20 protein-coding genes are annotated in these 19,834 nt (G+C 57.3%); 14 read left to right on the forward strand and 6 right to left on the reverse strand.

Annotated features, from left to right (window positions below):
* Positions 1 to 65 precede the first annotated feature (65 nt).
* The 3 genes from IPP95_04225 (at position 66) to IPP95_04235 (ending at position 2,698) form a co-directional block, all read left to right on the forward strand.
* Positions 66 to 518 (forward strand): hypothetical protein, encoded by a 453-nt coding sequence (locus IPP95_04225; GenBank protein ID QQS73437.1) that lies wholly within the window; start codon positions 66 to 68, stop codon positions 516 to 518.
* A gap of 177 nt (positions 519 to 695) precedes the next feature.
* Positions 696 to 1,565 (forward strand): SH3 domain-containing protein, encoded by an 870-nt coding sequence (locus IPP95_04230; GenBank protein ID QQS73438.1) that lies wholly within the window; start codon positions 696 to 698, stop codon positions 1,563 to 1,565.
* Positions 1,566 to 1,786: 221 nt separating this feature from the next.
* Complete coding sequence (locus tag IPP95_04235) at positions 1,787 to 2,698, forward strand: alpha/beta fold hydrolase (protein ID QQS73439.1); 912 nt, start codon at positions 1,787 to 1,789, stop codon at positions 2,696 to 2,698.
* Positions 2,699 to 2,889: 191 nt separating this feature from the next.
* Here the strand turns inward: IPP95_04235 and IPP95_04240 are convergent, their stop codons facing one another.
* Positions 2,890 to 3,837 carry an alpha/beta hydrolase gene (locus IPP95_04240; protein QQS73440.1) on the reverse strand — a complete coding sequence of 316 codons (948 nt, stop codon included), beginning with the start codon at positions 3,835 to 3,837 and terminating at the stop codon, positions 2,890 to 2,892.
* Between the two features lie 178 nt (positions 3,838 to 4,015).
* On the opposite strand from IPP95_04240, the gene IPP95_04245 reads away from it, so the two are divergent.
* On the forward strand, positions 4,016 to 4,588 hold the full coding sequence (locus IPP95_04245) for a pentapeptide repeat-containing protein (protein QQS73441.1): 573 nt from the start codon (positions 4,016 to 4,018) through the stop codon (positions 4,586 to 4,588).
* A gap of 134 nt (positions 4,589 to 4,722) precedes the next feature.
* Here the strand turns inward: IPP95_04245 and IPP95_04250 are convergent, their stop codons facing one another.
* On the reverse strand, positions 4,723 to 5,868 hold the full coding sequence (locus IPP95_04250) for a cysteine desulfurase (GenBank protein ID QQS73442.1): 1,146 nt from the start codon (positions 5,866 to 5,868) through the stop codon (positions 4,723 to 4,725).
* Positions 5,869 to 5,981: 113 nt separating this feature from the next.
* On the opposite strand from IPP95_04250, the gene IPP95_04255 reads away from it, so the two are divergent.
* Positions 5,982 to 6,278: a hypothetical protein gene (locus IPP95_04255; GenBank protein ID QQS73443.1), complete on the forward strand. Its 297-nt coding sequence runs from the start codon at positions 5,982 to 5,984 to the stop codon at positions 6,276 to 6,278.
* Positions 6,259 to 6,687 (forward strand): hypothetical protein, encoded by a 429-nt coding sequence (locus IPP95_04260; GenBank protein QQS73444.1) that lies wholly within the window; start codon positions 6,259 to 6,261, stop codon positions 6,685 to 6,687. The genes IPP95_04255 and IPP95_04260 overlap by 20 nt, the downstream gene beginning before the upstream one ends.
* Positions 6,688 to 6,703: 16 nt before the next feature.
* Here the strand turns inward: IPP95_04260 and glmM are convergent, their stop codons facing one another.
* Positions 6,704 to 8,107 carry a phosphoglucosamine mutase gene (glmM, locus tag IPP95_04265; protein QQS73445.1) on the reverse strand — a complete coding sequence of 468 codons (1,404 nt, stop codon included), beginning with the start codon at positions 8,105 to 8,107 and terminating at the stop codon, positions 6,704 to 6,706.
* A 187-nt stretch (positions 8,108 to 8,294) separates the two neighbouring features.
* Between glmM and IPP95_04270 the strand changes: the two genes are divergently transcribed.
* The 5 genes from IPP95_04270 (at position 8,295) to IPP95_04290 (ending at position 12,523) form a co-directional block, all read left to right on the forward strand.
* Positions 8,295 to 9,707, forward strand: a complete 1,413-nt coding sequence (locus tag IPP95_04270; protein ID QQS73446.1) for a tetratricopeptide repeat protein — start codon at positions 8,295 to 8,297, stop codon at positions 9,705 to 9,707.
* On the forward strand, positions 9,704 to 10,570 hold the full coding sequence (locus IPP95_04275) for a phosphosulfolactate synthase (GenBank protein QQS73447.1): 867 nt from the start codon (positions 9,704 to 9,706) through the stop codon (positions 10,568 to 10,570). Before IPP95_04270 ends, IPP95_04275 begins: the two co-directional genes overlap by 4 nt.
* The gene (locus IPP95_04280) at positions 10,567 to 10,884 is read left to right on the forward strand and encodes a rhodanese-like domain-containing protein (protein QQS73448.1); all 318 of its coding nucleotides are present in this window, start codon (positions 10,567 to 10,569) and stop codon (positions 10,882 to 10,884) included. The genes IPP95_04275 and IPP95_04280 overlap by 4 nt, the downstream gene beginning before the upstream one ends.
* Positions 10,885 to 10,923: 39 nt before the next feature.
* Complete coding sequence (locus IPP95_04285; GenBank protein ID QQS73449.1) at positions 10,924 to 11,583, forward strand: VTT domain-containing protein; 660 nt, start codon at positions 10,924 to 10,926, stop codon at positions 11,581 to 11,583.
* A gap of 178 nt (positions 11,584 to 11,761) precedes the next feature.
* Positions 11,762 to 12,523 (forward strand): shikimate dehydrogenase, encoded by a 762-nt coding sequence (locus tag IPP95_04290; protein QQS73450.1) that lies wholly within the window; start codon positions 11,762 to 11,764, stop codon positions 12,521 to 12,523.
* A gap of 24 nt (positions 12,524 to 12,547) precedes the next feature.
* Here IPP95_04290 and IPP95_04295 read toward each other — a convergent pair whose 3' ends face one another.
* Both IPP95_04295 and mnmE read right to left on the reverse strand, forming a co-directional pair.
* A complete protein-coding gene (locus tag IPP95_04295; protein QQS73451.1) occupies positions 12,548 to 13,048 on the reverse strand; it encodes a VOC family protein in 501 nt (166 codons plus the stop codon).
* A gap of 5 nt (positions 13,049 to 13,053) precedes the next feature.
* Entirely contained in the window at positions 13,054 to 14,451 is a 1,398-nt protein-coding gene (mnmE, locus tag IPP95_04300; protein ID QQS74192.1) for a tRNA uridine-5-carboxymethylaminomethyl(34) synthesis GTPase MnmE, read from the reverse strand.
* Positions 14,452 to 14,632: 181 nt separating this feature from the next.
* Here mnmE and IPP95_04305 point away from each other — a divergent pair, with 181 nt between their 5' ends.
* From IPP95_04305 to sucD, 3 genes are all read left to right on the forward strand, one after another.
* A complete protein-coding gene (locus IPP95_04305) occupies positions 14,633 to 15,973 on the forward strand; it encodes an NAD(P)/FAD-dependent oxidoreductase (GenBank protein QQS73452.1) in 1,341 nt (446 codons plus the stop codon).
* A gap of 119 nt (positions 15,974 to 16,092) precedes the next feature.
* A complete protein-coding gene (locus tag IPP95_04310; protein ID QQS73453.1) occupies positions 16,093 to 17,289 on the forward strand; it encodes an MFS transporter in 1,197 nt (398 codons plus the stop codon).
* Positions 17,290 to 17,378: 89 nt separating this feature from the next.
* On the forward strand, positions 17,379 to 18,251 hold the full coding sequence (gene sucD, locus IPP95_04315; GenBank protein ID QQS73454.1) for a succinate--CoA ligase subunit alpha: 873 nt from the start codon (positions 17,379 to 17,381) through the stop codon (positions 18,249 to 18,251).
* A gap of 214 nt (positions 18,252 to 18,465) precedes the next feature.
* Here the strand turns inward: sucD and IPP95_04320 are convergent, their stop codons facing one another.
* Positions 18,466 to 19,797: a glycosyltransferase family 39 protein gene (locus IPP95_04320; GenBank protein ID QQS73455.1), complete on the reverse strand. Its 1,332-nt coding sequence runs from the start codon at positions 19,795 to 19,797 to the stop codon at positions 18,466 to 18,468.
* Positions 19,798 to 19,834 lie beyond the last annotated feature (37 nt).

The following is a 19,834-nucleotide window of genomic DNA, read 5'->3' on the forward strand; positions in this document are numbered from 1 at the left end:
GGCATACTGAAGGAGCACGAAGCTAACGATCGAATTCACCGAGCCGTGCCTACGTCGACCAACGGGTGAAGGTTGTCGGTGAAGGCGCCAAGGAGCCAACGAATACCACCGTTCAACTCTTCATCCACCAGCCACGGGGGGCTATTGTGAAGAACATCGCCTGCCTGAGCTTGGTCTTCTTCGTGAAGTACATGAAGCCGAAGCAGGGAGCGAAGGTGGCGATGGCGCACGAGTACGCGTTTCGGGGAGAGGAACCTGCGATGGCGAACTTCCGCTACATTCACATCTTGCGGGGCCATTCGAAACAAACGAGGGAGGCGCAGGGTCCTCGCCGAGAGACCCTGCGGGAGATTAATAGTTCAGTAACTTTACCGGTGATGGACCTCCTACAATTGAAACTGGATCTGGTGCAGCGGCTGCTGGCGGTATCGGATCCGTCCTTTTTGGAACGGTTGAGGAGTGTGTTCCTGCGAAAGGAAATAGGGATGCTGTCACCGACCAGGAAATGGAAGACATGATGGCAGCGGTCAACACCTTCGGGGCTACATCGAACGGAGAGGATGAGCCGGACATCAGCAAGTTGGTGCTGAAGGAACCCAATCGGGAAATAAACGAAGATCGTCGTTAACCCAACGTTGGTGGCAAGCTAAAACAAGACAGATATGAGAACTTTACTAATTTTTCTGACCTTAATTATGACCTTGCAAGCATTTGCACAAGTTAAGGTCAAAGGATATTACAGAAAGGACGGAACTTATGTTAAACCACATTACAGGTCTAACCCAGACGGAAATCCTTATAATAATTGGAGCTACCCAGGAAACACAAACCCATATACGGGCAAGACTGCAACAGGGAATCCTGATACTTACTTAAAAAATTATAATAATCGTTCTTCGAGTAGCTCAAGTTCTTCTTCATATACCTATCCTTCAACGACATATTCAACTCCTTCAAGTAGTAGTTATAATGGAACAAGCAGTTCCTATTATTCAAATAATTATGTGACTGCAAATACCTTAAATGTACGTTCAGGTCCTTCCACTAATTATTCTGTTATTGGTTCAGTAACTTATGCTGACAATGTAAAAGTGGTCGAATCTTACACTAACGGATGGAAGAAAATACAATATACATATTACGATATGGACTCATATTCAACCAAGACAAAATTAGGATATGTTTCAGGCAGTTATCTAAGCTCATCAAATCCTTACTTCAAAGACAATACTATAAATTATAGTAACTATTCGAATTCCACTTCAAACAGCTATTCCACTTTAAGTTCTACATCTTCACCATACGGAAATGGAAATGGCAGAATTACAATTTGGACTAATTGTGGCACGGACGGTGAGATTAAAATTTATTTGGATGGTTCTTATATTGGTAAATTAACTCAATTTTTTACTGATGGAACTCCTGATTGTGGTGAATCAGGAACTTTGTCAATAAATAAACCAGCAGGAACTTATAAGATTGAAGCAAAAGGTAGTGAAAATGTTTGGAGCGGAACAATTACAATAAGCAAAGATAGATGTTTAATTCAAGGACTTGAAAAATAAAGCCAGCCACCAACAATGTATAAAAATAATAGCCGAGACAGTAGTAATTCCGGGGGTTGTAGCCCGCTTCAACTTTCGTGTAACCTGACAGGAAAGTGCCCCGCAGTCGGCTACTATTCTTATACTATACGTTAACGTAAATTTGGGTGACAATAAAATAACGACAATTGATTTGGCTAAAACAAACGAAAATAAAAACAGAAAATTAATCAACTATACTTATGAAATATTGTAAAACCTTTATCATTCTGTCTCTTCTGCTTTGCATTTCATCATGCAACAGCCAAAATGCAGACTTTGCAATAAGCACAGACAAAACACATATCCATTTTAAAACATTCGGAACTGGGAAGCCACTGCTATTAATAAATGGCGGTCCTGGTATGAATAGTAACGGATTTCAAAGTCTGGCGGAAAAGTTAGGAAATACTAACCTCTCTATCATTTACGATCAAAGAGGAACTGGGAAATCAATTTTAAACGTGTTGGATTCGAGTACTATTACTATGAAATTAATGATAGATGATATTGAATCCATTCGAAAAAAAATGAAAATCGAGAAATGGTCGATATTGGGTCATTCATTTGGGGGAATGGTTGCGTCATATTACGCAACGCTGTATCCTGAACACATTGATAAAATTATATTGTCATCATCTGGGGGTATTGATTTGGATTTACTTACTTATGTTCAAACAGAAATTAATTCTAAATTAAGTAAAGACGACTTGGACTCAGTGAATTACTGGACAAACAAAATCAGTGAAGGGGACACAAGTCATTATGCAAAACTTGAAAGAGGCAGACATTTAGCACCTGCATATGTAATTGACAAAAATTTTATTCCAGCAATAGCAGAGAGATTAACGCAAGGAAACCCAACCGTAAGTCAACTGATATGGACAGACCTTGCAAAAATGAACTTTAATTGCGAAAATAAATTAAGGTCATTTAATAAACCTGTATTGATTATTCAGGGCAAACATGATATTATTAAAGCGGAAACTGCTGAAAAAGCACATAAAGTTTTGTCAAACTCAAAAATCGTTTTCTTGGAACATTGTATCCATTATGGCTGGTTAGACAATGAAGAAAGTTATTTTCAGAATATAAACGATTTTTTAAGTTCATAATACTATGATGGAAATAGAAACTACCGCTAACACGGGTTTTGCGTTAGTAGGCGGACCGTGCGAATAGAAACATTTGAGCAAATAATAAACGTTGGTGCTGGCAGACAGTTTTCGGTTTCAAAAGCCCACCAACGCAAAGCCCGAACCCAAAACTGGCGCGAGCGTCCACGCTCGTGCCCACGCATCAAAGCTCACTCCCCCAATACCCGCCGCAGCTCCTTCTCAAACTCTTCCGGCTTTTCGATGTTGGCTACATGCCCGGCCTCCGGAAAGATGATGAGGTGGTCAGCAGGTAAGTGGTTCCGCGCGGCGATGCCCTTGCCCACGGATAGGGGGATCAAACGGTCGCCTTCGCCCCAGAACACGTAGACGGGCATGGGCCAAGTGTAGGCCTTGTGGGCGTATTGGTCCTCGTGGTTCAGCAGGTCGTGCAGCAGCGCCGATGTCTGCGGGGCCTTGGCCTTCATCATGTCATTGATCTGCCGGAACACGAAGCCCGGTGCCTTGACGGGCTTGTACAACACAAGTGAGAGCAGGCGTTTTTGCTCCACTTTGTTCTGCGGGTTGAAGAGGTCGCCGATGTCCTTCGCCCCTACTGAGCGCGCCACGCTGTCCGCCATGGCCACGGTGTAGTCGCTGGCGGGGCCGTCGTCGATCACCAACGTCTTCACGCGGTGCGGGTGCTGCTCCGCGAAATTCGCCGCGATAGCGCCGCCATAGGAATTGCCCACCAGATCTACGGGCTTTTGAACACCCAAGCTGTCGAGGATCAGTTGCAGATGTGCCACCTGCGCATCCACGCTGTTGCCGCTCCATTCCGAGGTGCTGTGGCCGTGGCTGATCAGGTCCGGTATGATCAGGTCGAAATCCTTGGACAGGTCCTTCACGTTCTTGGCCCACATCAGGCTTTGGCTGGTGATGCCATGGACGAGCATCAGCTTGGGGCGGCCATCATCGGCGCTGCCGGGCGCAGTGCTGCTCCATGTGTAGTGCGGACCGGCCGTGTCGGTGAAGGTGTAGGATCGCAGGCCGCTTTTCTGAAACACCTTGGCATCATGGCGGAAGCTCATCTTCACCACGTTGCAGGAGGCGAGAATGCCTGATAGTCCGAGGCCGAGCAGGATGTGATGGATGCGCATGGTGGAAAGATATGTCAGAGAACCAGCGGACGCGGGCCGTGTAATTTAGGAAACCACGGATCAACACGGATGGGCACGGATATTCAGCGGGTGGTGCATTGAACATCTTGATCAGTGTTCATCGGTGTCCATCCGTGGTTCCGCATTTCAGAATTCGTCATGGCCGACCTTTGCCGCCATGGAGCCGAAAGCACATTTCGAGAAGACTTTCACCAAGGTGAAGTGGAGCAACCAGTCCGTGCCCGACCGGGAATTCGAGGCCTGCACCTTCACGCAGTGCGACCTTTCCCATAGCGATTTTTCGCGCAGCAAGTTCGCGGAATGCACTTTCATCGGCTGCGACCTGTCGATGGTCAAATTGGCCGAGGTGTCCTTGCGCGATGTGGCCTTCAAGGAGTGCAAGCTGTTAGGCGTGGACTTCAGCTTGTGCAAAGAGATGCTCTTCAGCCCTTCCTTCGATCAGTGCATGATGGACCACGCGGTCTTCCACAAGCGGAAGATGAACGGCACGCAGTTCATCCGCTGCACCATGAAGGGCGTGGACTTCGAGAATGCCCACTTGGAGAACGCCGTCTTCGAGCGCTGCGACCTTGATCGTGCGGTCTTCGTGAACACGCACTTGCAGAAGGCTGACCTCAGCACGGCGTTCAACATCGCGATCGACCCGGAGCGGAACAAGTTGAAAGGCGCCAAGTTCTCCGTGGAAGGCGCGCTGGCGTTGCTGACGAAGTACGGGGTGAGGATCGAGTAAAGGAACCACGGATCCACACGGATAAACACGGATGCCCCGGACTGAAAGTGTGAACTTTACGGCAACTCCTATCCGTGTTTATCCGTGTCCATCCGTGGTAAAAAAAGGGTGTCGGCTTGCGCCGACACCCTTGGTCAAGCTTTCAGCGCCACAGGGGCCATCACTCTTTGCAGCACTTCCACCGCGCGGTCCACTTCGGCCCCGGTGTTGAACTTGCTGAAGGAGAAGCGGATGTTCGCCCCGGTGCGCCCGGGGTACAGCGCCTCGATGACGTGGCTGCCCTTGTTGCTGCCGCTGCTGCAAGCGCTTCCGCCGCTGCACGCGATGCCTTCGATGTCCATGTTGTAGATCAACATCTCGCCCTTGCCGTCATCGGGGAAGTGGATGTTGAGCACGGTGTACAGACTGTCCGAGCTGGGATCCCCGTTCACCGAGGCCTCCGGGAAGGCTGCTTTGATGGCCTTCATCATGCGGGTCTTCAGGCCCTGCACATGCTTGATGTGCGCATCCAGGTCGCGATAGGCCACTTCCATCGCTTTCGCCAATGCCACGATACCGATGATGTTCTCCGTGCCCGCGCGCATGTTGCGCTCCTGTGTGCCGCCCACGAGCATCGGTTTCAACACGGATCCATTCCGCATGTAGAGGAAGCCCACACCTTTCGGGCCGTGGAATTTGTGCGCGCTGCAGGTGAGGAAATCAACGGGTAACTGCTCCAGGTCGAAGTGGTAGTGGCCCATGGTCTGCACCGTGTCCGTGTGGAATAGGGCGTCGTACTTGCGGCACAGGTCCCCGATGGCGACCAGGTCGTTGCGCGTGCCCAACTCGTTGTTGGCATGCATCAGCGAGACAAGGACGCGGTCGTGCGCCTTCAGCAGTTCCTCCAAATGTGCTAGGTCCGCCTTGCCATCCGGCATCAAGCGCAGCCAGTGGACTTTGGCAGCACCTGAGCGTTGGAGATCCAGCGCCACATGCTCTACGGCATGGTGCTCGATCGGCGAGGTGATGATGTGCTTCACGCCGAGATCGCGCACGCTGCACATCAGGGCCATGTTATCCGCTTCGGTGCCACAGCTGGTAAAGACGATCTCGCCGGGTGCGCAGTTGATGAGTTTCGCCACCATTCGCCGTGACTGTTCGATGCCCGCGCGCGCCCTTCGCCCGAAGGCATGCACGGCGCTGGGGTTGCCGTAATGCTCGCGCAGGTAGGGCAACATGGCGTCGATGACCTCGGGGTCGAGCTGGGTGGTGGCGGCGTTGTCGAGATAGATGCGTTCCATAGGGGAAATGTTACCGGCTTGAACACCGGGAAAGGATGCAAAAGTAAAGGCTTACAAGAAGATCGGTAGCGGCACGTATTGGCAGTTGCCACGATACGTGCTACCTTCGTTGCATGGCAACCAAGGAAGGTCGCAAGACCAAGAGCAAGCTCACACTGAGCGTAGCACCGAAATATGTGGCCATGCTCCGCCGCGCCAGCGCCCGTTGTGGCCGTTCCATCACGGAACTGGTTGAGGAATATGCCGAGAAGTTGGACAAGTTTTCGGGTCCCGGCAGCCGGGGCGAAGAATTCCTGAAGCGCAATCTCGGAGTGCTGGACGGAAAAGTAAAACCCGAGGAATGGGACAGGGACGACCGCATCGGCGACATGCTCCGCAAACACGTGCCCCGTGCTCCGCGTTCTGCTTGACACCAACGTTCCACTGAACGTCTGGCTGCACAGCAGCACCACACCTCGTCCCATGTCAATGGAAAGCGGCCTGGTGATCGCGGCTGCCGCCGACGGTGGGTTGGAAGCCTTTCTAACCCCGACCTCCTTCAGCAACGCGTTCTATTTCCTGAGGAAACACCTGGGCCGGGCCAAAGCGATCGAATGCGCCACCGACCTTTTGGACTTTACCGCGATCATTCAACAGGGCGAGGATATCTTCCGAAAGGCGCTTCAAAGCGGCTGGACCGACCTTGAAGATGCCCAACAGTACCACGCCGCGTTGATGCAACCCCGCATCACCCACATCTGCACTTCCAACGTGAAGCACTACAAAGCAGCGACCGGCATAAAGGTGGTAAGTCCGGCGGCCTTGTTGAAGGTATTGTGAGTCCTTCCCGAAGAGGTCAGCCGGGCATGCCCGCCGCCGCCAATTCCTGCATCTCGCCCATGATCCTACGGGCCAGCGTTTCGGCCTTTTCGGCACTATCGCTCTCCGCATAGATCCGCACGATCGGCTCCGTATTGCTCTTCCGAAGGTGTACCCACTCCTTGCCGAACTCGATGCGCAGGCCGTCCACGGTGCTGTGCTTCTCGGCCTTGTGGCGCTCCTGCATGGCATCCACGAGTGCTTGCACGTCCATGCCGGGCTGTAGCTCGATCTTGTTCTTGCTGATGAAGTAGTCCGGGTAGCTCTTGCGCAGTTCGCTGGTCTTCACGCCCTTCTTCGCCAGCAACGTGAGGAAGATCGCGATGCCGACCAGCGCATCACGTCCATAGTGCAGTTCGCTGAGGATGACGCCGCCGTTGCCTTCGCCGCCGATGGGCGCATTCACCTTACGCATCAGTTCCACCACGTTCACCTCTCCCACTGCGCTGGCGTGGCGCTTCCTTCCGTGCCGCTCGGCCACATCGTCCAGTGCGCGGGTGCTGCTGAGGTTGCTCACGGTATCGCCGGGGCGGCTCGCCAACACATGATCCGCGCAGGCCACCAAAGTGTATTCCTCGCCGAAGAGGCTGCCGTCCTCGCTGACCAGCGCAAGCCGGTCCACGTCGGGGTCCACGGCGATGCCGAGGTCGGCATTGTGCTTCACCACCGTGTCGCAAAGGTCCTTCAGGTGCTCCGGCAACGGCTCCGGGTTGTGCGGGAATTCGCCGGTGGGATCGCAGTACAACTTCACTATTTCGGCCACGCCCAACGCTTTCAGCAGCTCCGGCACCACCGTTCCGCCCACGGAATTTACGGCATCCACCACCACGCGGAAGTTGCGTGACCTGATCGCCTCGACATCCACGAGATCCAGGCCCAGGATCGCCGTGATATGCTTCTTCGTCCAGCTATCATCGGTCCGGACGCTGCCGAGCTCGTCCACGGGGGAGAACTCGATCGCATCGCTTTCCGCAAGGCGCAACACCTCCGCACCCTGTTCCGCGCTGATGAACTCGCCCTTTGCGTTGAGCAGCTTCAAGGCGTTCCATTGCTTGGGATTGTGGCTGGCGGTGAGGATGATGCCAGCGTCGGCCCCTTCGCCCGCAACGGCCAATTCCACCGTGGGCGTGGTGGCCAGCCCGAGGTCGATCACCTCGAAGCCCAGCCCGACGAGCGTGCCGCGCACCAAGTCGGCCACCATGGGCCCACTGAGCCGGGCGTCCCGGCCGATCACAGCCTTGGGGGCCGCCTTCCCGGAAGCCTTCTTCATCAATTGGCCGAACGCCGCAGTATAGCGGACCACATCAAGGGGAGAAAGGCCTTCACCGGGAGTGCCGCCGATAGTGCCACGAATGCCGGAAATGGAGCGGATCAAGGTCATGCTTCAGAATTCATTCAAAGTTTCACACTGACGCTGGCCGCCCAAAGTGGCCAGCGGGCCGCAAAAGTACCAAGAGCACCAAGGAGTTGGCTAAAATTGGGTACACCGGCCCCTGTTCAAAACAACCCGACGACAAGGGGGTCGGCCCGCACTTGTCTACATTTGAGGATCTTATCCCGATCAGCGTATGAGCGAAGCCCCCCGATCCATGCCTGAACGCAATGCCGACCAGGAGCATTGCGTGCAGCGTTACGAGGCCATGGAGGCCACGCGCGACCAGCTCTTCTTCGACGTGGAGGAGCTTGAGATGATCATCGATCACTACCTGGAACGGAACGAAACGCGGCGCGCGGAACGGGTGCTCCTTTTCGCCAAACAGCTTCACCCTGCTTCCATCGACATCACTTTTTGCGAGGCCGTGGTGATGATGGCCTTGGGTCGCTTGAGCAAGGCTATGGAGCTTCTGGACGCCATCGAAAAAGTGGAGCCCTACAATGAGGAGGTCCAGTTGCACAAAGCGGGCATCTTCAGCCAACAGCGCAACCACCGCCGCTCCGTGGAGCACTATAAACGCGCGTTGGAACTGGCCGAGGAAGGCCTGGACGAGATCCACCTGGACCTGGCCTTCGAATACGAGAACCTGGAGGAGTACGATGATGCCATCGCCTGCCTGAAGAACGCCTTGGAGCTGAACCCGGAGAACGAGGCCGTGCTCTATGAACTGGCGTATTGCTACGATCTGGCCGGGGCGGACGAGGCCTGCATCACCTTCTTCCGGAACTTCACCAATGAGCAGCCCTATTCCAGTGTCTCGTGGTACAACCTGGGCAACGTGTTCGCGAAGTTGGAGCGCTACGAGGAGAGCAATCAGGCGCTGGACCTGGCCATCGCCATCGATGAGCGCTTCAGCTCGGCCTACTTCAGCAAAGCGCGCAACCTCCTGATCGGCTCGAAGTTCGAGGAGGCCGTCGCCTGCTACGAGGAGACCTTGGTGTTCGACGGTCCGCAGGCGATCACGTACAGCTTCATCGGGGAGTGCTATGAGAAGATGGACCGCTACGAGCAGGCCTTGATCAACTACGATCAGTCCATCGCGCTGGACCCCGAATGGGTGGACGCCTGGATCGGGCGCGGCGTGGTGATGGACATGCAGGACCGTATTCCGGAAGCTGCTTCGTCGTTGCTGCACGCGGTACGGATCAGCCCGGAAAACCCGGACGCTCTGTATTACTACGCCTCCGTACTTGTCCGCGCAAAGCAGCACAAAGAGGCCTTGGCCACCTATGAGAAGCTGAACGCGATGGAACCGCAGAACCTGGACGGTTGGCTCGACCATGCCGACCTGTTACTGGATCTGAAAGGCGCAGAGGCCGCCTTGACGAAATTCCATGAAGGCGCCCAGGTACACAAGTTCAATGCCCGCTTCAAGTACCGCATGGTGAGCTATCTGCTCCGTGCCGGCCGGGAGCAACAGGCCTTGCTGGAGCTGGAGGAAGCCCTGATGGCCGACCATGCCGCCCACGTCCAACTGCTTGAGCATTGGCCCGAGGCCGCGAAGATCCCTCAAGTCATCCACCTCCTCGAGCTGTACCGCCGATGAACTTCAGGCTGGACCACGTACCCTCCCGCAGCTCCAAGCCCCGGGAGGAAGGGCTGACGATGGTGATGGACAAAGGCTTGAGCTTGCGCCAGGCCGAGAACCTCATCGAAGGTGCCGGCCACCTGACCGACCTGGTGAAGCTCGGCTTCGGCACCAGCTTCGCCACCCCCAATTTGAAGGAGAAGATCGCGCTGTACCAGCGTGCGGACATCAAGGTCTACCTCGGGGGCACCCTGTTCGAGGCGTTCATCGCACGCGGACAGTTCGATGACTACCGGAGGCTATTGGCCGAGCTGAAATGCGATGCCGTGGAGGTGTCGGACGGGTCCATTGAGCTGAACCATGACGTGAAGTTGAAATACATCAACACTTTGGCGAAGGAGCTCATCGTGCTGAGCGAGGTGGGCAGCAAAGAGACGGGCATCCTCATCAGTCCGGCCAAGTGGGTACGGATGATGAATTCCGAACTGGACGCGGGCAGTTGGAAAGTGATCGCCGAGGCCCGTGAGAGCGGCACCGTGGGCATCTACCGTCCCAGCGGCCATGCACACACCACCTTGGTGAACAGGATCATGGCCAAAGTGCCCGGCCAGGACATCATCTGGGAGGCTCCGATCAAAAGCCAGCAGACGTGGTTCATCAAACAGGTGGGCGCGAACGTGAACTTGGGCAACGTTTCCCCGGACGAGGTGATCGCCTTGGAAGCGCTTCGGCTCGGCCTACGCGGCGACACTTTCTTTGAATACCTGCCGGGCGACATGGCGGAGAACCTGCGTCAGATAAAAACGGAGAAGCCTGATCATGCCGCGAAGGAAAAGACCAAGGAGGCAGAAAAGCCCAAAGCAAAAGCCAAGGTGAAATGAAGGAAGTGACGGCACCGGAGCTCAAGCGGATGCTCGATGTCGGTGAGCAATTCGAGCTGTACGACATCCGAGAGCCTTATGAGGTGGAAGTAGCCACCATCGGGGGGCGGTCGCTGCCCATGAGCCAATTAGTGGACCGCCTCGATGAGATCCCGAAGGATGTTCCCGTGGTGATCCACTGCCGGAGCGGTTCCCGCAGTTGCGCGGTCATCGATGCGCTCTCCACGCGCTACGGCTTCGGCAATCTCATCAACCTGAGGGGCGGCATCCTCGCATGGCAGGCCGAAGTGGACCCGACTTTGGTCTGCGAATGACCCCGTTCCACGTTTTTCATTCCCCATTTCTCATTCCCCATGGAACTCCTCCTCTCCTTTTGGCATTTCATCACGCATCTCAACGAGACGCTTCCGGTTTTCATCAGCGACCATGGCAACATGGTGTACCTGCTGTTGTTCATGATCATCTTCATCGAGACCGGCTTGGTGGTGATGCCCATCCTTCCCGGGGATTCGCTCTTGTTCGTGGCAGGCTCCTTGGCCGCGATCGGCTCGTTGAACATCTTCTATTTGCTGGGCCTGTTGATCGTAGCCGCGATCCTGGGTGATAACATCAACTACTGGGTAGGCCGGTACTTCGGGGAGCGGGTCACGGAATGGAAGCTCTTCGGAAAACGGTTGGTACGGGACAAGGATCTAGAGAAAACACACGGTTATTTCGAGAAATACGGGGTGCGCACCATCATCATCGCCCGCTTCGTGCCCATCGTGCGCACCATCACTCCTTTTGTGGCGGGTGTGGGTAAGATGGACTATCGCAAGAAGTTCCTGCCCTACGACATCATGGGCGGCATACTGTGGATCGGCCTCCTGCTCTCGGCCGGCTTTATTTTCGGGCAGCATCCGTTCGTACAGAAGAACTACGAAGTGGTGATCCTGGGGATCGTGTTCATCTCCGTGCTCCCGATGATCATCGAGTTCGCCCGGATGCGGCTCGCGCCAAAGGCAGAGAGCTGAGGTTGACGACCAGTGTTGGATCGGCCACAGACCGTGCTACGCCGAATCTGCTACGCCCAAGTGAGGGCGCAGTGGCGCAGAGAAATGCGAAGTAGTGCCTGATGAATGGCGATGGGTGATCAGTCGGCTGCCGACTGCCTGCTACCACTGCCAACTGCCACCTCCGTACCTTGCACATATGCAGCGCTACGGCCTCATCGGGCGGAAACTGGGGCACAGCTTCAGCAAAGACCATTTCACGAAGGTCTTCGCCAAGGCCGGGTTGAAGGACCACTGCTACGACCTGTTCGAGCTTGCCGACATCTCGGAGTTCCCTGACCTATTGAAGAAAAAGCCGGACCTGCGCGGGCTGAACGTGACCATTCCCTACAAAGAGGCGATCATCCCTCATCTGGACGAGCTCGACCCGCTGGCAGCCGCCGTGGGCGCGGTGAACACGATCGTGATCAAGGACGGCAAGACCAAGGGTTATAACACCGATGTGGCCGGTTTCCGATCCTTGATCGGACCGATGACGGGCACCTTGACCGACCCCGGCAGCGACATTAAGGCCCGGGCCCTGGTGCTCGGCAGCGGAGGGGCCAGCCGCGCGGTGGCCTTTGTGCTGCGCGAGATGGGCATCCGCTTCCGCATCGTGAGCCGGAGCAGGGAGCGCGGCGATCTTACTTGGGACCTGATCGACCCGACCGTGCTGCGGGTGTGCCGACTGATCATCAACACCACACCGTTGGGTATGCACCCCGAAGTGAAGGAAGCCCCGCCCCTGCCCTATTCCGCCTTGACCGCCAAACACGCGCTGATCGACCTGGTCTACAATCCGGTGGAAACAGTGTTCCTGCGCCACGGCGAAGCACATGGGGCGAAAACCATGGGCGGGCTGGGCATGCTGAAGGCGCAGGCCGAGGAGGCTTGGATAATCTGGCAGGAAGCGACAGCGTGAGCGCTGAACTGTGTTCGGCAATCATCACGTAGTCTGATCCAATTCCCGCAGAAGGCCCTCCAAGTCCAGCCTCCGCGTGAACATGGTCAATCCGCCTTCGGCCTCGTGCGGCCATTGGTCGCGTGGCCGATCCCAGTACAGTTCCACCCCGTTGCCATCGGGGTCGTCCAAGTATAACGCCTCGGACACGCCATGGTCCGCCGCGCCCGTCAAAGGTTGGTCGGCCTCGTACAATCGGTGCAGGATGGCTGCCAGGTCGCGACGCGTAGGATAGACGATGGCGGTATGGAACAAGCCCACCGAACGCGGCGAAGCCGGGGGTGATCCTTTACTGTACCAAGTGTTCAGGCCGATGTGGTGGTGATAGCCCCCAGCGGAAATGAATGCAGCCTCCGTCCCGTAGCGCATCATCAGCTCAAAGCCGAGCAGTCCGCAGTAGAAGGCCAATGAGCGCTCCAAGTCCGCCACTTTCAAGTGTACGTGCCCGATATGGGTCTGTGCGGGGATGGTATAGTTGGTACCCATTGCTGTCACTTCCCGATGCAGAACCGGGAAAATATGCTACCTAACAGATCGTCCACAGTGATCTGGCCGGTGATGGCACCGAGGTGATACTGCGCCTGCCGAAGGTCCGTGGCCAGCAGTTCCCCGCTGATGCCGTCCTCTACTCCCTTCTTCGCAGAGAGCAGTGCCGTCCGCGCGTTCGTCAAGGCTTCCACATGGCGGGCGTTCGTTACCACGATGTCGCTTTCACCGGTGTTCAGCTTGCGCACGTGCTCCGTGAAGCGATCCTTCAGCTCCTCCAGCCCGGCCCCCTGTTTTGCGGAAATGTGCATCACCTCCTTCGCGTCCCTCACCTCCTTCACCTCCCTTCCCACCTTCTCCACCTTCACCTGTTCCACTGGAATAAGATCGGCCTTGTTCAGCACGGGAATGATCACCGGCCCTTCACCGACTTTCTTCCGGAGCATGTCGGCCTGGGTGCGGAAAGCGCCTTCGCTCAACGTCGCTGCGTCGCCCAAGAGCACCACGATGCTGGCCTCCGCAGCTTTCTTGTAACTGCGCTCGATGCCGAGTTTCTCCACTGTGTCCTGCGTTTGCCTGAGACCTGCCGTATCGATGAAGCGGAACAACACGCCGCCGAGGCTGATGGTCTCCTCGACGGTGTCGCGGGTGGTGCCGGGCACGTCGCTCACGATGGCACGGTCCTCTTGCAGCAGTGCGTTCAGCAAGGTGCTCTTCCCGCTGTTCGGCGCGCCGACGATCGCCACGGGTACGCCCTGCTTCACCGCATTGCCGTACCGGAAGCTGCCGATCAGCCGGTCGCAGACGCTGACGATGCCGTCCAACAATTTGGTCAGCTCGGCACGGTCGGCGAACTGCACGTCCTCCTCCCCGAAGTCCAGCTCCAGCTCCACCAAGGCGCTGAGGCTGATGAGCTGCTCGCGAAGGCCTTCGATCTGCTGGCTGTATCCGCCGCGCAGTTGTTGCAGCGCGAGCTTGTGCGCGGCCTGTGAGCCGCTGGCGATAAGGTCCGCTACGGCCTCCGCTTGGCTGAGATCGAGCTTCTTGTTCAGGAAGGCCCGCTGGGTGAACTCGCCGGGTCGGGCCAAGCGCGCGCCTGCGGCCACCAAGGCTTCCAGCATGCGTTGCTGGATGTAGGGCGAACCATGCACGCTGATCTCCGCCACGTCCTCGCCGGTATAGCTGTGCGGCCCGGGGAACCACGTGAGCAGGCCCTCGTCCACCGCGCCCGCGGCATCGCGCAGCTTCACGAAGACGGCTTCGCGCGGTTCCGGCGTGAGCAGCATGGAGGGTGCAACGGCGTGCATCACCTGCTGGGTGTCCGGTCCGCTGACGCGCAGCACCGCGATGGCGCCCGTGCCCGGTGCCGTGCTCAATGCCGCGATGGTGTCCGGCTCGTACATGGTCGCAAAGGTGCGCATGGGGAGAGGATCGTCTCCCCTCCTTCCTAAAAGGAGGGGTTGGGGGTGGTCCGCTCAAGGAATGCACCACCCCTGCCCCTCCTTGAAAAAAGGAGGGGAAAACTCAGGAGTCCTGACGAACCTCAGCGGCACATCGGTGTTGACTGAACAACTTTGTTCTAGGATGTCCACGCCAGACCGTGCTGCCTTTGATGCCCTTGATTTTCCCACCGTGGTGGTGGTGGGCGGCGGATTCGCCGGCTTGGAGATGATCCATCGCCTTGCCGGCAAGCCCTACAAAGTGATCTTGCTGGACAAGAACAACTACCACTGTTTCCAACCGCTCCTCTACCAAGTTGCCACCGGCAGCTTAGGTGCGGACAGCATCGCGCACCCGTTCCGCCGCACCGTGGGCCCCATGTCCAACGTGATCTACCGCATGGGCGAAGTACTTCGTGTGGTGCCCGAAGGGAACCACGTGGAAACCGACCATGGCCATGTACACTACGATCACTTGATCCTCGCTACCGGCACGGTCACCAACTTCTTCGGCAACCGGCAGATCGCAGAGGAGGCCATGCAGCTGAAGAGCATCAACCAGGCATTGGACATCCGGAGCGACTTTCTTCAGGACTTCGAGGCCGCACTGTACTTAGAGGATGAGCATAAGCAGCGGCAACGGCTCAACTTCGTGATCGTGGGCGGCGGCCCTTCCGGCGTGGAACTGGCGGGTGCCTTGGCGGAGATCCGCAAGACCATCGTGAAGCACGAATACCGGGAGATGCACAACGAACGGATGCAGATCCACCTCGTCGACTCCAATCATACCGTGCTGGGCAGCTTCTCTCCCAAGGCCCAGCAGTTGGCGCTGAAGTACCTGAAGAAATTAGGCGTGAACGTCATCTTCGGGCAGCAGGTCACCGACTATGACGGTGAAACCCTCACCTTCAAGGACGGCACCACCATGGACACCAACACGGTGATCTGGACCGCCGGCGTGAAGGGGCGGCCCATCCCCGGCATCGAGGGCTCCGTTGAAGAACGTTCCGGCCGCTACAGGGTGGATGCGTTCAACCGGGTGGTGGGCACCAAGAATGTTTACGCCCTCGGCGATATCGCGCAGAACACCGCTGATCCCCAATGGCCAAAAGGGCACCCGCAGATCGCACCCGTGGCCATTCAACAGGCCAAGAACCTGGCGAAGAACCTGGGTCAAAAAAGTGCTGTGGAATGGAAGCCTTTCGGTTACCGCGACAAGGGATCCATGGCCACGATCGGGCGCTACAAGGCCGTGGTGGACATCGGGAAACTCCATTTCGGAGGCCCCTTCGCGTGGTTCATGTGGCTCTTCGTCCACCTGATGAGCCTCGTGGGCTTCCGCAGCCGTGTGATGGTGCTGACGAACTGGGCGTGGAAATACCTGAGCTGGAAGAATACCATCCGGTTGATCATCCGGCCTTTTGTGCGGAAGGTCTCCGTGGAACAGGTGGCCAGTGAATTGGACACTGAGGGGCAGAGGCGCTGAGAAATCCCAATTGGGCGCAGTGATCGGTGCCGCCAACTGCCATCTGCCGCTGCTGCTGACTGCCATCTCCCACTGCCGACTTCTTCAGCCGACTAAGAACGCAATAGTTTCGCGCCCCCATGGACCGCAAGCTGTACATCCTCTACCTCACGGTCTTCATCGACCTGTTAGGTTTTGGCATCGTGATCCCCATCCTGCCGATCTACGCCACGGAGCTTGGCGCGTCGTCGTTCACGGTGGGCCTCATCATGGCGGTCTATGCGCTGATGAACTTCATCTTTTCGCCGTTCTGGGGCAGCCTGAGCGACAAGCACGGACGCAAACCGGTGATCGCCGGCACGGTGTTCATCACCGCCATGGCCTTTCTGCTGCTGGCGAATGCGCATACGATCGCGGTATTGCTAGTAGCCCGCGCGCTGGCCGGGATCGGCTCCGCGAACATCGCCACCTCGCAGGCTTACATCACGGACGTCACCCCGCGGGAGAACCGTGCCAAGGCCCTGGGCATGATCGGTGCGGCTTTCGGGCTGGGCTTCATCTTCGGCCCGCCCGTGGGCGGCTTCATCAAGCAGCACTATGGGATGGACGCGGTGGGCTATGCCGCCATGTGCCTCAGTTTGGTCAATTTCGCACTGGTGGTGGCCTTTTTGCCGGAAAGCCACCCCGAGCCCGACAGCACGCACAAAGTGCAGATGAAACCCGTGACACAGACGATCAAGGCGTTGGCCAACCCGCGCTACCGCGATCTCTTTCTCACCAGCTTCATCTACATCACGGCCTTCAGCATGATGACGATCACGGTGGCCTTGCTCTGGGAGCAGCACTACGGCCTGAACGAGGCGCACATCGGCTACATGTTCGCCTTCATCGGCTTCAGCTCGGCTATCGTGCAGGGCGGCCTGGTGGGCATGCTGGCACGGAAGTTCGGTGAGCAGAAACTGATGGTCTATGGCTGCATCCTGATGGGTCTGGGCCTGCTGGGCATCCCCTTCGTGCCGACGGGCCATTTCTTCCCGTGGGCACTGATCCCCATGGTATTGCTGGCGGGCGCCAACGGCCTCATGATGCCGAGCATCTCCTCCCTGCTGAGCAGCTTGGCCAGCGGCAAGGAACAAGGTCAGGTGCTGGGGATGAACCAGAGCTTCGGCTCCTTGGCACGCATCGCAGGCCCCTTGTTGGGCGGGGCGCTCTATGGGCTGCACTTCACTGCCCCGTACATCGGCGGAGCGGTGCTAATGGTGGGCGCACTGCTCTTCGTGCTGGCGTTCCAGCGGGTGGGGCGCAGGCAGACGGCGGTGGATCAGCAGATGGGATGACGGGCTGATAGCCGATCGGCCGATCCCAGAAAGTTTCCTCGCGCATCAGTAGTTTCGCGGCCCTATCATCGCAAAAAGCAGAACGGAACATGAGCGTACTCGTCAACAAGCAGAGCAAGGTGATCGTCCAAGGCTTCACCGGCAGTGAAGGCACCTTCCACGCCACGCAGATGATCGAGTATGGCACCAACGTGGTGGGCGGCGTCACCCCCGGCAAGGGCGGGCAGAAGCATTTGGACAAGCCCGTGTTCGAGACGGTAAGCGAAGCGGTGAAGGCCACCGCTGCCGACGTCAGCATCATCTTCGTTCCGCCACCGTTCGCCGCGGACGCTATCATGGAGGCCGCCGAGGCCGGCATCAAGGTGATCGTCTGCATCACCGAGGGCATCCCCGTGAAGGACATGGTGATGGCCCGCGAGTACATCAAGGGCAAGGATTGCACGCTGATCGGGCCCAACTGCCCCGGCGTCATCACGGCCGACGAATGCAAAGTGGGCATCATGCCCGGCTTCGTCTTCAAGAAAGGCAAGATCGGTATCGTCTCCAAGAGCGGCACGCTCACCTATGAGGCCGCAGACCAAGTGGTGAAGGCCGGCTTAGGGATCAGCACCGCCATCGGCATCGGTGGCGACCCGATCATCGGCACCACGACGCTGGAGGCCGTGCAGCTCTTCGCGAACGACAAGGACACCGAGGCCATCGTGATGATCGGCGAGATCGGTGGTGACCTCGAGATCCGCGCGGCGCACTGGATCAAGGCCAACTGCAAGAAGCCCGTCGCGGGCTTCATCGCCGGTGAGACCGCTCCCGCAGGGCGCACCATGGGCCATGCCGGCGCCATCGTAAGCGGTGCCGACGAAAGCGCCGCCGCCAAGAAGAAGGTGATGCGCGAATGCGGCATCCACGTGGTAGACAGCCCGGCTACGATCGGTGCTAAGGTGAAGGAGGTGCTTGGTCGGTAGTTGTCAGTTGTTGGTCCGATAAGTATCGGACGTCAGTTGTCAGGCGCGGCCGCGATTTGGCCACGACGCTGCTGTGTATTGCAATGCAACCACGGCCGGACACGTCATGCCAACACTGATCAGGCTCACTCACGCGAACAGGATAAGGCTCACGGTCCCGAAACGGAAACGTTACTGAAGCACTAACGCCGCACGAACGCCCGCGCGGCGTTCATCAGTTCCGCACCGGCCCCATCAGCTTACGGTCCTCCTCCGTCACGTGGGGATTGAGGTAGATCGCCCTGTAGTAAGCGAAGTTCATCCGATCGTAGTGCAGGACCCCGTTGTTGTATTGCTTGATCTGGAACAGGTTCACGGCGAGGAGATAGGCGCAAAGCGGTAGGAAGACGTACTTCCACCGCGTGGCCAATGCCCGTTCCGCCACTGCCGCAAAGGGTAAGGCGAGCACCGGATAGCTCTGCACCAGCGCCCTTGCGGAATAGCTACCGCCGTAGTGCCAATCATGCCATGCGATCACGATCCAAAGATTGAGCAGCGTGAAGGTGAGCACGCTTTTCCTCCACGGCCGTCCGCGCATGAGGAAGAGCCCTGCGATAAAGAGCACGGTGACCGGCGTGTAGATGAACCAGCCCTTTTCGCCGCCGAAGAGTACGCGGAAGTGCGGCAGGAGAAAATCCCATTTGCTGCCTACGTCGAAGACCCAGGAGCCGGTGACTACCTTCCAGTAGACCAGTTGGGGAAGGACCGGCAGGAAGGCGGCCCCCATGGCCCATGCGATGTGCGTCCGGTGGGCGCGCACCTGTGCCCACTTCACCTTCGCTTCCGCTTTGGACCCTGTGTTCCACAGCAACGGGATGAAGAGCATGATCGCCTCCGTTGGACGCGCGACCATGGCCAGACCGATGATGGCGCCGATGACCACGGCATGGCGGATGCGCGGCACCTCGTGCCACTTGATGGTGGCCCATAGGACCAAGGCGTACAGCGCGAAGAGGTATCCGTGGCTCTGGGCATTGTCCACGCTGATGTACTGGACGGCATTGGTCGCCAGCACCAGCAGCAGGAGCGTCAGCGCCACGGTGGCTTCGCTGAAGAAGCGCTTCAGCACGCGCCGGAGCAGGAACAGCGCAAGGATGCAATAGAAGACCGGGCTGAAGGCGATGGCCCATTGGTAGGGTGGGGAAAAGCCGTCCTGCGGATGGCCGAGCATCCCGGCGGACCAATGCCCGATAAAGAAGAACGGGAGCTGCATCTGCGCCACGCCGCACAGGTACTTCGTCGCGCGGTTGCCGTTGTCCAAGTCCATCACTTGGTAGAGACCGCCCGTCCCCACCACATGGTATGCGCTGTCGATGGGAGCCAGCCAGTCCTGCCGCTTGATGTCGTGAAAAATGAAGGTTGCCGGGAGGTATTGGTAGTAGCCGAGCGCATCCCATTGCGTCGCCTTTATCGGCGACCAGCCCCGCATTTCCGAATAGTCGAGGCGCGTCCAGATGAGGACGGTGGAGACGAGGATCACGGCGAACAAGGAGATCCGTTGGCGCATGGTGGACCAAGTCTACGCATGATCTTGCTGAATTATC

This window comes from Flavobacteriales bacterium (assembly GCA_016700415.1).
Lineage (GTDB): Bacteria > Bacteroidota > Bacteroidia > Flavobacteriales_F > PHOS-HE28 > PHOS-HE28.

Excerpts from the sequence above, each read along its gene's own strand:
- IPP95_04230 (QQS73438.1), top strand. The coding sequence starts at position 696 with ATGACCTTGCAAGCATTTGCACAAGTTAAGGTCAAAGGATATTACAGA.
- IPP95_04235 (QQS73439.1), top strand. The coding sequence starts at position 1,787 with ATGAAATATTGTAAAACCTTTATCATTCTGTCTCTTCTGCTTTGCATT.
- IPP95_04240 (QQS73440.1), bottom strand. The coding sequence starts at position 3,837 with ATGCGCATCCATCACATCCTGCTCGGCCTCGGACTATCAGGCATTCTC.
- IPP95_04245 (QQS73441.1), top strand. The coding sequence starts at position 4,016 with ATGGAGCCGAAAGCACATTTCGAGAAGACTTTCACCAAGGTGAAGTGG.
- IPP95_04250 (QQS73442.1), bottom strand. The coding sequence starts at position 5,868 with ATGGAACGCATCTATCTCGACAACGCCGCCACCACCCAGCTCGACCCC.
- IPP95_04255 (QQS73443.1), top strand. The coding sequence starts at position 5,982 with ATGGCAACCAAGGAAGGTCGCAAGACCAAGAGCAAGCTCACACTGAGC.
- glmM (QQS73445.1), bottom strand. The coding sequence starts at position 8,107 with ATGACCTTGATCCGCTCCATTTCCGGCATTCGTGGCACTATCGGCGGC.
- IPP95_04270 (QQS73446.1), top strand. The coding sequence starts at position 8,295 with ATGAGCGAAGCCCCCCGATCCATGCCTGAACGCAATGCCGACCAGGAG.
- IPP95_04275 (QQS73447.1), top strand. The coding sequence starts at position 9,704 with ATGAACTTCAGGCTGGACCACGTACCCTCCCGCAGCTCCAAGCCCCGG.
- IPP95_04280 (QQS73448.1), top strand. The coding sequence starts at position 10,567 with ATGAAGGAAGTGACGGCACCGGAGCTCAAGCGGATGCTCGATGTCGGT.
- IPP95_04285 (QQS73449.1), top strand. The coding sequence starts at position 10,924 with ATGGAACTCCTCCTCTCCTTTTGGCATTTCATCACGCATCTCAACGAG.
- IPP95_04290 (QQS73450.1), top strand. The coding sequence starts at position 11,762 with ATGCAGCGCTACGGCCTCATCGGGCGGAAACTGGGGCACAGCTTCAGC.
- IPP95_04295 (QQS73451.1), bottom strand. The coding sequence starts at position 13,048 with ATGGGTACCAACTATACCATCCCCGCACAGACCCATATCGGGCACGTA.
- mnmE (QQS74192.1), bottom strand. The coding sequence starts at position 14,451 with ATGTACGAGCCGGACACCATCGCGGCATTGAGCACGGCACCGGGCACG.
- IPP95_04305 (QQS73452.1), top strand. The coding sequence starts at position 14,633 with ATGTCCACGCCAGACCGTGCTGCCTTTGATGCCCTTGATTTTCCCACC.
- IPP95_04310 (QQS73453.1), top strand. The coding sequence starts at position 16,093 with ATGGACCGCAAGCTGTACATCCTCTACCTCACGGTCTTCATCGACCTG.
- sucD (QQS73454.1), top strand. The coding sequence starts at position 17,379 with ATGAGCGTACTCGTCAACAAGCAGAGCAAGGTGATCGTCCAAGGCTTC.
- IPP95_04320 (QQS73455.1), bottom strand. The coding sequence starts at position 19,797 with ATGCGCCAACGGATCTCCTTGTTCGCCGTGATCCTCGTCTCCACCGTC.